15 protein-coding genes are annotated in these 12,662 nt (G+C 59.3%); 10 read left to right on the top strand and 5 right to left on the bottom strand.

What is annotated here, in order from left to right; translation table 11 throughout:
• Positions 1-52: 52 nt before the first annotated feature.
• The 3 genes from DXC67_RS00410 to DXC67_RS00420 all read left to right on the top strand — a co-directional run bounded on the left by DXC67_RS00410 (position 53) and on the right by DXC67_RS00420 (position 2,556).
• The gene (locus DXC67_RS00410; protein ID WP_199410538.1) at positions 53-1,018 is read left to right on the top strand and encodes a hypothetical protein; all 966 of its coding nucleotides are present in this window, start codon (positions 53-55) and stop codon (positions 1,016-1,018) included.
• Positions 1,019-1,105: 87 nt separating this feature from the next.
• Positions 1,106-1,720 carry a hypothetical protein gene (locus tag DXC67_RS00415; protein ID WP_147327724.1) on the top strand — a complete coding sequence of 205 codons (615 nt, stop codon included), beginning with the start codon at positions 1,106-1,108 and terminating at the stop codon, positions 1,718-1,720.
• On the top strand, positions 1,708-2,556 hold the full coding sequence (locus DXC67_RS00420; protein ID WP_117636932.1) for an NAD-dependent protein deacetylase, SIR2 family: 849 nt from the start codon (positions 1,708-1,710) through the stop codon (positions 2,554-2,556). The genes DXC67_RS00415 and DXC67_RS00420 overlap by 13 nt, the downstream gene beginning before the upstream one ends.
• A gap of 83 nt (positions 2,557-2,639) precedes the next feature.
• Here DXC67_RS00420 and DXC67_RS00425 read toward each other — a convergent pair whose 3' ends face one another.
• The gene (locus tag DXC67_RS00425) at positions 2,640-3,200 is read right to left on the bottom strand and encodes a TetR/AcrR family transcriptional regulator (protein ID WP_117636933.1); all 561 of its coding nucleotides are present in this window, start codon (positions 3,198-3,200) and stop codon (positions 2,640-2,642) included.
• A gap of 143 nt (positions 3,201-3,343) precedes the next feature.
• On the opposite strand from DXC67_RS00425, the gene DXC67_RS00430 reads away from it, so the two are divergent.
• The 5 genes from DXC67_RS00430 (at position 3,344) to DXC67_RS00455 (ending at position 6,422) form a co-directional block, all read left to right on the top strand.
• Positions 3,344-3,544 carry a hypothetical protein gene (locus DXC67_RS00430; RefSeq protein ID WP_117636934.1) on the top strand — a complete coding sequence of 67 codons (201 nt, stop codon included), beginning with the start codon at positions 3,344-3,346 and terminating at the stop codon, positions 3,542-3,544.
• Complete coding sequence (locus DXC67_RS00435) at positions 3,541-4,230, top strand: radical SAM mobile pair protein A (RefSeq protein ID WP_117636935.1); 690 nt, start codon at positions 3,541-3,543, stop codon at positions 4,228-4,230. The genes DXC67_RS00430 and DXC67_RS00435 overlap by 4 nt, the downstream gene beginning before the upstream one ends.
• Positions 4,218-5,126: a radical SAM mobile pair protein B gene (locus tag DXC67_RS00440; RefSeq protein ID WP_117636936.1), complete on the top strand. Its 909-nt coding sequence runs from the start codon at positions 4,218-4,220 to the stop codon at positions 5,124-5,126. Before DXC67_RS00435 ends, DXC67_RS00440 begins: the two co-directional genes overlap by 13 nt.
• Before the next feature lie 245 nt (positions 5,127-5,371).
• Positions 5,372-5,608, top strand: coding sequence for a hypothetical protein (locus tag DXC67_RS00445; protein WP_147327725.1), 237 nt, complete (start codon positions 5,372-5,374; stop codon positions 5,606-5,608).
• Positions 5,609-6,002: 394 nt separating this feature from the next.
• Entirely contained in the window at positions 6,003-6,422 is a 420-nt protein-coding gene (locus tag DXC67_RS00455; RefSeq protein WP_117636938.1) for a YjdF family protein, read from the top strand.
• Positions 6,423-7,236: 814 nt separating this feature from the next.
• Here the strand turns inward: DXC67_RS00455 and guaA are convergent.
• On the bottom strand, positions 7,237-8,835 hold the full coding sequence (guaA, locus tag DXC67_RS00465) for a glutamine-hydrolyzing GMP synthase (RefSeq protein ID WP_117635915.1): 1,599 nt from the start codon (positions 8,833-8,835) through the stop codon (positions 7,237-7,239).
• A 267-nt stretch (positions 8,836-9,102) separates the two neighbouring features.
• Here guaA and DXC67_RS00470 point away from each other — a divergent pair, with 267 nt between their 5' ends.
• Positions 9,103-10,116 carry an asparaginase gene (locus DXC67_RS00470; protein ID WP_117636940.1) on the top strand — a complete coding sequence of 338 codons (1,014 nt, stop codon included), beginning with the start codon at positions 9,103-9,105 and terminating at the stop codon, positions 10,114-10,116.
• A gap of 318 nt (positions 10,117-10,434) precedes the next feature.
• Here DXC67_RS00470 and DXC67_RS10735 read toward each other — a convergent pair whose 3' ends face one another.
• On the bottom strand, positions 10,435-10,653 hold the full coding sequence (locus DXC67_RS10735; RefSeq protein ID WP_035136926.1) for a helix-turn-helix domain-containing protein: 219 nt from the start codon (positions 10,651-10,653) through the stop codon (positions 10,435-10,437).
• Positions 10,654-10,729: 76 nt separating this feature from the next.
• Between DXC67_RS10735 and DXC67_RS00480 the strand changes: the two genes are divergently transcribed.
• Positions 10,730-11,119 carry a hypothetical protein gene (locus tag DXC67_RS00480; RefSeq protein ID WP_117583322.1) on the top strand — a complete coding sequence of 130 codons (390 nt, stop codon included), beginning with the start codon at positions 10,730-10,732 and terminating at the stop codon, positions 11,117-11,119.
• Positions 11,120-11,128: 9 nt separating this feature from the next.
• Here DXC67_RS00480 and DXC67_RS00485 read toward each other — a convergent pair whose 3' ends face one another.
• Together DXC67_RS00485 and ychF are read right to left on the bottom strand one after the other, a co-directional pair.
• Complete coding sequence (locus DXC67_RS00485; protein WP_089572786.1) at positions 11,129-11,512, bottom strand: DUF1648 domain-containing protein; 384 nt, start codon at positions 11,510-11,512, stop codon at positions 11,129-11,131.
• Between the two features lie 11 nt (positions 11,513-11,523).
• Positions 11,524-12,600 carry a redox-regulated ATPase YchF gene (ychF, locus tag DXC67_RS00490; RefSeq protein ID WP_089572784.1) on the bottom strand — a complete coding sequence of 359 codons (1,077 nt, stop codon included), beginning with the start codon at positions 12,598-12,600 and terminating at the stop codon, positions 11,524-11,526.
• Positions 12,601-12,662 lie beyond the last annotated feature (62 nt).

Here is a 12,662-nt window from a genome sequence, read left to right on the forward strand (position 1 = left end):
CATGGATACTTTTTATAGACACCTGTTTATAATAGCTGAAAGAAGGTATCCAGTGACCCTGTACGAGCAGCTCGTTATCGAGCTCACCAACCAATCGTTTTCCCTTCAGGCCGCCTACCGCAGCGGCGGCACGCCCTATGAGCTGAGTGACCGCGAGCCCGAGCCCTACGACCAGCAAATCAGGGACTTCGCCCGCATGATCGAGGAAGCCGATTGCGTGCTGGTGGGTGGGGCCTCCGGGCTCTCCGCGGCGGGCGGCGGCGACTTCTATTACGAGGACAACGCAACCTATCGCAGGCATTTCGGCAAATTCGCCGAGCGCTACGGTTTCAAGGGCGCTTTCGAGGGGTCGTTCTACCGCTGGCCCACCGCCGAGGCGCGCTGGGGATACCTCGCCACCTTCCTCGACACCACGCTCAACGCCCCGCTGCGCAAGCCCTACAAGGACCTCGACGCCATTCTCGCCGAGAAGGATTTCTTCGTGCTCACCACCAACCAGGACACGCAGTTTGTGAAGCTCTACCCCTGGAAGAAGGTGGCAGAGATCCAAGGCGACCACCGCTTCTTTCAGTGCTCCCGCTGTTGCACCGACGCGGTGTGGGATGCGGTCGAGCCGGTCTCCAACATGGTAGAGGCCATGGGAGACGGCCTTGAGGTTCCGACAGAGCTCGTGCCGCGCTGCCCGCACTGCGGGGCAGAGGCGTTCCCCTGGGTTCGCGGCTACGGCAACTTCCTGCAGGGCGAGCTCTACGAGGAGCAGTACCGCAAGGTGTCCGACTGGCTCGACGCGCACGCGCGTCAGAGGATCCTCTTCCTCGAGCTGGGTGTGGGCCGCATGACGCCCGCGTTTATCCAGGAGCCGTTCTGGGCCCTCACGGCGCAGTTACCGCAGGCCAGCTACATCGCCGTAAACAACAAGACGCAGTTTCTCCCCCGCGCGATCGAGGATCGGGGGCTCGCCGTTCGCGCCGACATCGCCGACGTGCTCGCCGACGTGCGCAAGACGCTGGGGAGGTAGCGCATGGAGACGGCGAAAGCAGTTCGCATAGGCAGGGCGCTAGCCGAAGCGGATCTTGTCATCATCGGCGCCAGCAACGGGCTCGACATGGCGGAGGGACTCAACCTCTTTAGCGCCGATGCCCATTTCCGAGAGGCGTACGGCGACCTCGCTCAGGCCGACGGCATCGGCTGCATACTGCAGGGGCTCGCTTCCCCGGATGCCAGCGTGCGACGCCGATGGGCCGAGCGGTTCCATCAAAAGGAGTATCTCGAATATGAGCCCGGCTCGCTCATGAACGGGCTGCGGCGTCTTACGGAGCACGCCGACACCTTCGTGGTCACATGCAACATCGACGGGCACTTCGCGCGCGCCGGGTTCGACGAGGAGCGCGTGCTCGAGACGGAGGGGAGCATACGCACGTCGATCGACGAGCGGCGTCTCGCCCATCCAGACGCCCTCGCCATGGCCCGGCTCGAGGAGCTCGAACGCCTTGTGCAAGCCCATCGCAACGGCAGGGTCGCCATCCTCGAACTTGGCGTGGGACTGCACAACGGCGTCATAAAGCGCATGCTCGCCCAGGTCGCAAGCGCCTGCGAGCACGCCACCTACATCGTGTTCAACTACGGCCAGGCTATGGCGCCCGATGCATCGTGCGAGACGATTCTCGTTGACGGCGATATGGCCCCGGCTTTCGAGGAGATCGCCCGATGCCACCCCTAGAAAGAGAAGCGCGTAGGCTTCGAAGCCTTATCGACGATGCCGACGCCATCATTGTCGGCATCGGCTCGGGCATGTCGAGCGCCGCCGGGTTCAACCATTACAACCGCGCGGGCATGGCGCGCGCCGGAATGGAGGACTGGCAGCGAGCATTTGGCTTTAAGAGCCTTTTTGACGGCTTCTACCACCTCTACCCCAGCCTCGAGCAGCAATGGGCCTACTATGCGCGTTATATCGATTTCATGCTGCGCGAGCCGGCCTCACAGCCCTACCTAGACCTGCGGTCTCTCATCGGCCATAAGGACTACTTCATCCTGAGCACCAATGTGGACACCCAGGTCGAGAAGACGTTTCCCGCCGAGAGAATCTGCAACTATCAGGGAAGCTTCGCGCACCTTCAGTGCAAGCAGCCATGCTGTGACGAGGTCTTCGACGCGAGCCCCTACGTCGAACGCATGCTCGCGGGCATGACGGGGTTCGAGGTCCTCAGCGAGGATGTCCCCCGGTGCCCGCATTGCGGCTGGCAGCTTGTGCCGTGGGTGCGCGATGACACGTTTCTGCAGGGCGCGGCGTGGCGCGAGAGCCTCGGACGATACGAGCGCTTCGTGTGCGAGCGCGGCAATGGCCGCGTGCTGTTGCTGGAGCTCGGCGTGGGCGAGATGACTCCCGGTATCATCACGCTCCCATTCTGGAGCATGACTGCAAAGCTGCCGGATGCGCACCTGTTGAGCGTAAACATCTCGGGCGACTCGGCTCCGCTGCAGCTTGGAAGCAAGGCGGAGGCGATCCAGGCCGACCTGGGCGCCCTGCTCTCGGCGGCGCGGGCAGGTGGCGAGTAACGCGGAGCGGTAGACGCGCAATGAGGTTTTAGCCGCAGCCTCCGAACGAGAGGGCTCGGAGGCTGGTATTCCTGAATCGCAGGTCACGATGGGTTATCGGAATCGCGAAGAGCGGATACCGCCAGTAAGCCCCCTTCGGAATAGGCGTTGAGCAGCTCCTGGGCATGGGCGAACTCGGGGCCTCGTCTCCAGCCGAGCAGGCGGTTGACGGCCAGATTGCCCTGGACGTTGTGGACGAAGAGCAGGAAGGCGTCTTCGCGTGAAAGCCCTGTTTTCTCCATGACCCAGGGAACCATCTGCTCCGCTCCGCGTTCTATGACGCGCTGGGCTACGCGAGCGTATGCGTCGCTGTCCGAATAAAGCAGGCGATAATCGTCGTCTGCCGGCGGACGCTGGCAAAGCGTTGCCGATTCAACCCCCTCAAGCGGGGGAGCCGCTGCCAATGCCTCGTCGATAAGCGCATCGAGCAGCGCGTACTTATCCTCGTAATGCAGATAGAACGTTCCCCGGTTGATCTCGGCGCGGCGGCAGATGTCCGCCACCGTCATCTTCGCGAAGCCGACCTCGGCCAGCAGCGCGAAGAACGCCTCCTGTATGACCGAGAGGGTGTAGCGCCGCCGGCGGTCGATCTTGGTTTCTCCCATCGCCTCTCCAATCTGAGTCGTTTGACAATGTCCGGTAGCTGTTCGTTTATCGACAGGTGCACGCGTTTGTTCATTGCCCCTGCGAAAATCAACAAGGATACTGTTTATAGACACCTGTTTATAATAGCTGAAAGGGAGCACGGATGACCCTGTACGAGAAGCTCGGCATCGGGCTTGTCAACCGATCGTTTTCCCATCGGGCCGTCTATCGAAACGGCGGCACGTCATACGATTTGAGCGATTGCGAGCCTGCTGCTTGCAAGCAAGATATCGAGGCTTTTGCCCGCAAGGTGGGGGAGGCTGATTGCGTGTTTACGGGAGAGGCAGGTAGGCAGGCGTTATGAGCATCTGCATCAAAAATCAGATTCAGAATATGAATATCGTCATCGGCTGCACGGTGGGGTGTCCATATTGCTATGCCCGTAACAATGTGAAACGTTGGCATATGATTGACGACTTCGCTGATCCTGCGTTCTTCCCGAGCAAGCTCAAGATGATGGAAAAGAAACGCCCGCAGAACTTTCTCCTTACCGGCATGAGCGATCTCTCCGGGTGGAAGCTGGAATGGCGAGACGAGGTATTTGCAAAGATCCATGAGAATCCACAGCATCAGTTCCTGTTCCTGACCAAGAGACCCGATTTGCTGGATTTAAATACCGACCTGGAAAACGCATGGTTCGGCGTTACGGTGACGAGGAAAGCGGAGCTGTGGCGTATCGACGCCCTTCGGAAAAACGTCAAAGCAAATCACTTCTTCGTTACTTTTGAGCCGCTATTCGACGATCCCGGTACGGTCGACCTTTCCGGAATCAACTGGATCGTCGTCGGTACCATGACCGGGGCGCAGAGCAGGAAGGTTCATACGGAACCGGAGTGGGCATGGTCTTTGACGGACCAGGCGCACGCGCTTGGCATTCCAATGTTTATGAAGGAAGACCTCGTCTCTGTCATAGGGGACGAAAACATGATTCAGGAATTGCCGGAAGAATTCGAAAGAGTGCTGGAGGTGCAGAGAACATGGCGGAAGTGATCGATGGAATCCTCATCAATGAGGTGGAAGCAAAGAACATCATGACCAAGTCCAGCCTGCCGGTAGGCGGCTACTCGGTCAATCCCTATGTAGGCTGCACGCATGCCTGCAAGTATTGCTATGCCTCCTTTATGAAGCGCTTTACCGGACACAAGGAGGAATGGGGCACCTTTCTTGATGTGAAGCATTGGCCGGAAATCAAGAATCCGAAGAAATACGCTGGACAGCGGGTGGTTATCGGTTCTGTGACGGATGGCTACAATCCACAGGAGGAGCGATTCGGGAATACCAGGAAACTCCTGGAGCAGCTGATTGGCAGCGATGCAGATATTCTGATCTGCACAAAGTCCGATCTTGTGGTACGGGATATCGATCTGCTGAAGAAGCTTGGACGAGTGACTGTTTCATGGTCGATCAACACGCTGGATGAGAACTTCAAGAACGATATGGACTCCGCGTCGAGCATCGAGCGTCGTATCGCCGCTATGAAGCAGGTTTATGACGAAGGTATCCGTACGGTCTGCTTCGTGTCCCCGGTATTTCCCGGCATCACGGATTTTGAGATGATTTTTGAGCGAGTAAAGGATCGGTGCGATTTGTTTTGGCTCGAAAATCTCAATCTTCGGGGTGGTTTCAAAAAAGCGATCCTGGATTATATCGCCGAGAAACATCCCGATCTCGTACCGCTTTACGATGAGATCTATAACAAGCACAACCGTAGCTATTTTGAAGCGCTTGAAGTAAAAGCCGAGGAAATGGCCGAGAAGTACGATTGCCCCTTTGTGGACAACGAAATGCCTTATGGCAGAGTCCCCCAGGGGCATCCGGTGATCGTGGACTACTTCTATCACGAGGAAGTCCGAGGGTCGGATAATAGCGGAAAAAGAAATCGTTAAACGGAAACCGACGACGATTCGCTCGAGCGATTAGCGTCCACGCGTGGCTTCTGCCGATTGGCGCAACGGGCGACGGATTAAGGGATCGCTCGGGCGGATGATCCCGCTGCAGTACAGGCGGTCGCTCAATTTAGCGGCATGAGCGTTTTCGCACGGAAAACCAGTATCTTATACCGTGGGTGCGCGACGGCACGTTTCTGCAGGGTGCGACATGGCGCGAGAGCCTCGGACGATACGAGCGCTTCGTGCACGAGCGCGGAGCTGGCCGCGTGCTGCTGCTGGAGCGTGGCGTGGGCGAGATGACCCCCGGCATCATCACGCTCCCGTTCTGGAGCATGGCCGCAAAGCTGCCGGATGCGCATCTGTTGAGCGTAAACATCTCGGGCGACTCAGCCCCGTTGCAGCTCGGAAGCAAGGCGGAGGCAATCCAGGCCGATTTGGGCGCACTGCTCTCGGCGGCGCGGGTGGGCGACGGTGCTTAAGCCTCTTTGTTAGTCGCTTTGAGATAATCCTCGTCGTTCACAGGCTCCAACCACTCGTTGGAGGTCTCCTCGCCCGGAACCTCCAGCGCGAGATGCGAGAACCAGCCGTCGGGCGCGGCTCCGTGCCAATGCTTCACCCCCGGGGCGATGTTGACCGCATCGCCCCGGGTGCAGTTCCTGTGCCGGCTTTCCCCATTCCTGGTAAAACCCTCGACCAGTCACAGCATGCCGGCAGCGAGGTCAATGCGCATTCGCTCATGCTACAATCCAACCACCAGAGATGAAAACACAGTCCCCGTCGGGTAGTCGTGGGCGTGCGGGAGTCCGCATCAGTAACCTGCCTCCTTGGTTGTCCCTTCTCTGCATGGTCATCTACATAAAGGAGGAACCAACCATGCAGATCAGCGTGTCGTCCACCCTGACCGTATATCACGACGGCCAATTCTGGGTCGGGCTGGCGGAGCACGTCGAGGACGGACGGTACGGCGTCGCCCGCATCGTCTTCGGCGCGGAGCCATCCGATGAGGAGATTCTGAAATTCGTCGTCGGCAAATGGGAGAAGTTCTCGTTCTTCGATGGCAAACCGGCTGAGGCAAGCAAGCCCATAAAGAACCCCAAGCGACGCGCTCGCGAGGCGGCGAAAACCCTCAAGCAGCCAGCGATGAGCACCAAGGCGCAGCAGGCGCTCGCGGCACAGAGGGAAGCGTTGAAGCAGGAGTCAGCTCATGCAAGAAGCCGACGCCGCGCGAAAGAGGCTGATGCGCGCTACGAGCAGAGAAAACTGAAGCGCAAACAGAAGCATCGCGGGCATTGATCGCCATTTGCAGCAAGGCAAACCATATACAGCAGCGGTGTCAGCTCCACTTGGAGCCGACACCGCGTAGACGCTGATGGTGACGGCTATGCACCGGCACGGGCGCGCCACCGCACTTCACAGCTTGTTTCTCAAGTATTTGGAACGCACACGCGGCGTTCAAAAATGCGGAGCGACTCCGCATGGCTCGAGACTGAGCCGAGGTGCCCTACTTCTCGCCCTCCAGCAGCCCCACGATGCGGTCGATGTCGACGGCGAAGCGGGGCCTTCCCTCGCGCTCGTAGCGGTCGAGACATGCCTGGCACTCGGAGACAATGCGCTTGGTGTTGCCGTCGATGATGCGCTGGGGCGTCTCGTAGTAGGCCGAACCCTCGGTCCTAAAGCGACGCTGCCCCTACAGGTGAGCGATACTCTACGCCTTGCGGCACCCCGTCGCCCACGGAGGTTAAACGTGCACGTAAGCCGTACTCTGAAAGCCGCGGCTTCCGGCAAGTAGTTTTTACCACGAAAACTCGCCTTAGATGCGCGTAGCTCTCAAAATAACACTCGCCGAGCCGTTGCTTAACCGCCGACCTCGCTTGATGCAGAGGGCATTGGGGCAACGATAATGCGGATGAGTGTCGAGGATTCAAGTGGGCCTCGTGCCGTCTTTTCTGCGTTCATGCGCCCGTCTCCATTGCCTGAACTAAATTCCCCAAATAGAGCGTTATGGAGCGCATCGCGACGTTGCATGAAGAAGCCCCAGATAGCCAATTCTACCTGGGGCTTCATTGCTATTCACTACCTTTTGTGACGTGCCGTATTAGACCCTCGGCTACTCCCACTCGATGGTCGCCGGCGGCTTGGACGTGATGTCGTAGCACACGCGGTTGGCGCCGGGGACCTCGGCAACGATGCGGCCGGAGATGCGGGCCAGTACGTCGTAGGGCAGCTTGGCCCAATCGGCGGTCATGGCATCGCTGGACTCGACGGCACGCAGGATGATCGGGCGCTGATAGGTGCGCTCGTCGCCCATAACGCCAACGGACTTAATATCGGGCAGGACCGCGAAATACTGCCAGCAGCTGTGCTCGGAGTTGCGCTCGCCGGTCTGCTCAAACAGGCGCTGGTTGTAGGCGTCGAGCTCCTCGCGCACGATAGCGTCGGCGTTCTTGAGGATCTCGAGCTTCTCTTTGTCGACCGCACCGATGATGCGGATGGCAAGACCCGGGCCCGGGAAAGGCTGACGGAACACGATGTGACCCGGCAGACCCAGCGCCAGACCAAGCGCGCGGACCTCGTCCTTAAAGAAGTGGTCGAGCGGCTCAATGAGGTCGAAGTGCACGCCCTCGGGGAACGGGATCAGGTTGTGATGGCTCTTGATGGTGGCCGTCTTGCCGCCCGTCTTGCGAGCGCCGGACTCGATGATGTCGGGGTAGATGGTGCCCTGAGCCAGGTACTTCACGGGTTTACCATCGGTCTCAAGCTGCTGAGCAACCGCGAAGAACTCTTTCCAGAACTGCGTACCGATGATGCGGCGCTTCTCCTCGGGCTCGGTCACGCCGGCCAGAAGCTCGGCATAACGGTCCTCGGCGTGGACGTGGATAAAGTCGACGTCAAACTGCTTGGTGAAGACCTCCTCCACCTGCTCGGGCTCGCCCTTGCGCAGCAGACCGTGGTTGATGAACACGCAGGTCATCTGCTTGCCTACGGCGCGGGCGCCCAGCGCAGCCACGACGGAGGAGTCGACGCCGCCGGACAGGGCCAGAATCACGCGGTCGTTGCCGACCTTCTCGCGGAACTCGGCCGTCATGGTCTCGACCAGGTTGTCCATGCTCCAGTTGGGCTCCAGGCCGCAGATCTCAAACAGGAAGTTGCTCAGCAGCTGCTGACCGTACTCGGAATGCTTGACCTCGGGGTGGAACTGCGTGGTGAAGATCTTGCGCTCGACGCACTCCATGGCGGCAACCGGGCACACGTCGGTGCTGGCGGTAACGGTAAAGCCCTCGGGCACCTCGGAGACGGCATCGCGGTGGCTCATCCACACGGTCTGCTCCATGGGCGTGGAGTTAAAGAGCTTGGCGCCTGCCGTGCGCGTGATGGTGGCGCGGCCATACTCGCCCACCTCGGAGTGGCCGACCTTGCCACCGAGCGTCACGGCCGTGATCTGATGACCGTAGCAGAAGCCCAGGACGGGAAGGCCCAGGTCAAAGATGGCGGGGTCGATGGACGGAGCGTCCTCGGCATACACAGAAGCCGGGCCGCCGGAAAGGATGAGCGCAGAGGCGTTCATCTCGCGAATCTCGTCGGCCGAGATGTCGCAGGGAACGATCTCGGAATACACGTTGAGGTCGCGGACGCGACGGGCAATGAGCTGACCGTACTGCGCACCAAAGTCGAGTACGAGGACCTTTGCGGAAGCCTTTTGATCCATGGTTTCCCCCTCTTGTTGGCGGGGAGCCGATGCTCACCCGCGTGAATGAACGAAATAGCTTTCATAGTGTACACGTTATATGGGGTTTCTCGTCCCTCGCAACCATCAGCGCACGGCAAACGCACGACCTGGACCCCTATTTGACGGCAATTGAAGTGTTACCGAACGTTACAGATGATGTAATACGTTTGAACATTGGACGCCCTGTGCCACAATACTGCCGAACGACTCCGCCCTCGCGGCGGCAAATACGATAGGAATACCAGCATGAAGCGCATCCTTCTCATCGCCACGGGCGGCACCATCGCATCGACCGAGGACGGCAACGGCCTCTCCCCCGCCCTGACCGGTGAGGAACTCGCCCAGAGCGTTCCCGAGATCTCGGGCCTCTGCGAGCTCGACGTCGTGCAGCCCATGAACATCGACAGCACCAATATGCGCCCGAGCGACTGGATGCGTATCCGCGACGTCATCGTCGAAGGCTATGCCGATCACGACGGCTTCGTAGTCCTTCACGGCACCGACACCATGAGCTACACCGCGGCAGCGCTTTCCTATCTGATTCAGGACAGTCCCAAGCCCATCGTACTCACCGGCTCGCAAAAGCCCATGGGCAACCCCTTTACCGATGCCAAGCTCAACCTGTACCAGAGCCTGCTCTATGCGCTCGATGAGCATTCACACGACGTCTCGATCGTGTTTGGCGGCGTCGCCATTGCCGGCACGCGCGCCCGCAAGCAGCGCACCATGAGCTTTAACGCGTTCATTAGTGTCAACTATCCGCCCATTGCCTACATCCGCAACGACCGCATTGTGCGCAACGGGCTTCACGGCACTCACCAGAATGAGAATCCGGTTCGTTTCTACGACAGTATCGACCCGCGCGTGTTTGTCCTTAAGCTGACACCCGGCGTGAACCCGGGTATCCTGGACGCCCTTGCCGATAGCTACGACGCCATGATTCTGGAGACCTTTGGCATTGGCGGTATCCCCGAGTTTGGTGAGTCGGGCGAGTCATTCCAGGAGGCGATTTTCCGCTGGGTCGATTCGGGCCGTACTGTCGTTATGACCACGCAGGTCCCCGAAGAGGGCCTCGATTTGGGCGTTTATGAGGTCGGCCGTGCTTACGCGGATCATCCGGGCATTCTGCGCGGCGACGACATGACCACCGAGACGCTCGTGGCCAAGACCATGTGGGCACTCGGCCAGTCACGTGATGCGGCCGAGATTCAGCGCCTGTTCTACAGCCAAGTCAACCACGACCGCATCCCGATGGCGTAGCTAAAACAAAATCCGCCTCTTTGGGCCTTGTAGGGCACGTGATACCCCTCGGAACGTGCAAAAAGCGGAGTTTTCAGCATCCGCCCCTTCCGGGAACGTTAAAACCGCTGGCTGTAAATTGCCTTTCGACTCGAAAGACTCGTTCCGCGCGCTTGTTATTCCTCATATTATTGAATTTTGTGGATAATCCAAAACATTACGCGTCGTATTTGTGGCCCCGGCTGCCGTCAAATTATTGAGGGATGCTGAATACTCGCGTTTTTGCACGCCGCCGTCGGGGGGACCCGTTCAGCAAACGGCAAATCTAGCAAAAAAAGGCTACTCGATACCCTCGAGAAGCTCTGACACCGTCATGCCGAGTGCGGGCGCGATCTTAAATAGAACCTTGAGCGTGAAATTTGCCGTCCCATCTTCGATTCGGTCGAGGTAGGGTCGGCTGATTCCTGTCGCCACACAAAAATCAACCTTGGAGATACCAAGGTCCCTGCGTGTCTCTTCGACCCGCCTGCCAAGAATCTGTTTAGCACGTTCGTCCATGCAGACGAGTTTGAAATGGAGCCGAACATAAACGTAAACTATAGTTTACGTTTTGCCGAATACACAGGAGTTTTCTATGTCGGGTTCTTCGGTCCGCACGTACCGAGCCACGCTTCGCACAAACAGCGCACCGCCCAAGCTCGTCGTCGTTGAAGCAGAATGTCTTTCGCCCGATGAGCGCACAGCATTTGCATTGCTATCAAGTCGCGTCGCCGCCGTTCTGGTCCCTTGCCCGGCGCAAGGCGAACTTGTCATCCAATGCCAAGCGCACAGCCGCTCGCTCAATCAGGCTGCCGTAATCGCAACCAGCCAACGCGGCCTGCCGCTCCTTTTAGAAGCCGGTATCGCACTCGCCCTCCGCGGTTCCGGATACGAAAACGAGGCCGCCGCCGATATGGTCTTTAAACCACGATCGAGCGGCGGCCTCGCAGCAGCCATTGAATATGCGTGCAGGCTCGTTGCCTAAAAGGACAAGCTAGAAACCAAAGCCAAAGCCTGTTCCGGTAATAGCCGAGTACATAAAGTAAACGTTAATCACGTTGAGGAACACACCCGTGATGCAGCCGTTTCGCAGGTAGCGCTCGCACACGATGCGCGCCATGGCGGCGGAGTCATCATTGTTTTTAGCCTGACGTCCTGCCGTAAAGTACGTCGCCACGCTCAGCAGCAGGTTGAGCACCGGCAGCGCCAGCAGCTCGTAGCTCTTGCCCCAGCGCGTCACCTCACCGGCCGCGTTAAACTTCGTTGCCACCTCGGGACCAATGTTGGGGATAACACACGCTGCAACCACCAGCGGAATCACCGCAAGTACGAGCAACGCAATACCCATGTAGCCAGCTTTTTTGCCATATTTAAACATATGCGTCGTCCTTACACGTTAAAGCGGAAGTGCACGACGTCGCCATCGGCCATGACATACTCTTTGCCCTCGATACGCAGCTTGCCGGCGGCCTTGGCGCCCTGCTCGCCACCGAGCTCGATGTAATCGTCGTAGCCAATGACCTCGGCCTTAATAAAGCCGCGCTCAAAGTCGGTGTGGATGACGCCGGCGGCCTGCGGAGCGGTTGCGCCCTGACGAACCGTCCAGGCCTTGACCTCCATCTCACCAGCCGTAAAGAACGACTGCAGGCCAAGCAGCTTGTAGGCGGCCTGCGCGAGCACGTCCAGGCCGGGCTGCTCCAGGCCCAGGCTCTCCAGGTAGTCGGCAGCGTCCTCGGGATCGAGCTCGGAAAGCTCGGCCTCAATCTTGGCGCAGATCGGCAGCGGCTTGACGCCATCGATGGGCGCCAGGTCCTCGTTGAGCATATCCTCGTCCACGTTGGCCACATACAGGATGGGCTTCATGGTGAGCAGGAACAGGCCCTTGGCGGCGGCGCGCTCCTCGTCAGTCATCTCCATGGATGCGGCGCGCTTGCCCTCGTTGAGCCAGGCAAGCAGACGCTTGGCGACCTCAAACTTGGGCATGAGCTCCTTGTCGCGCTTGGCCTCCTTCTCGAGCTTGGGCAGCTGCTTCTCGAGCGTGCCCATGTCGGCCAGGATAAGCTCGGTCATGATGGTGTCGGCATCGCCGGCGGGATCGACGAACTCGCCGGTGCGGCCCACCTCACGCATGACGTTGGGGTCCTTAAAGTAGCGCACGACCTCGCAGATGGCGTCGGTCTCGCGGATGTTTGCCAAGAACTGGTTGCCCAGACCCTCGCCCTCGTTAGCGCCCTTCACCAGACCTGCGATGTCGACGAACTCGACCGTAGCCGGCACAATGCGACCCGGGTTGACGATGTCGGCGAGCTTTTGCAGGCGGCTATCGGGCACATCGACGATACCCACGTTGGGGTCGATCGTGGCGAACGGGTAGTTGGCGGCAAGGCCGGTCTTTTTGGTAAGCGCGGTGAACAGCGTCGACTTGCCCACGTTGGGCAGGCCCACGATACCGATGGAAAGGGACACGACAGCTCCTTTTGATACAGGTACTTCAAACTGCATAAGTATAGCGCCGCCGCAGCATCCAG

This window comes from Collinsella sp. TF07-1 (genome assembly GCF_003437235.1).
Taxonomy (GTDB): domain Bacteria; phylum Actinomycetota; class Coriobacteriia; order Coriobacteriales; family Coriobacteriaceae; genus Collinsella.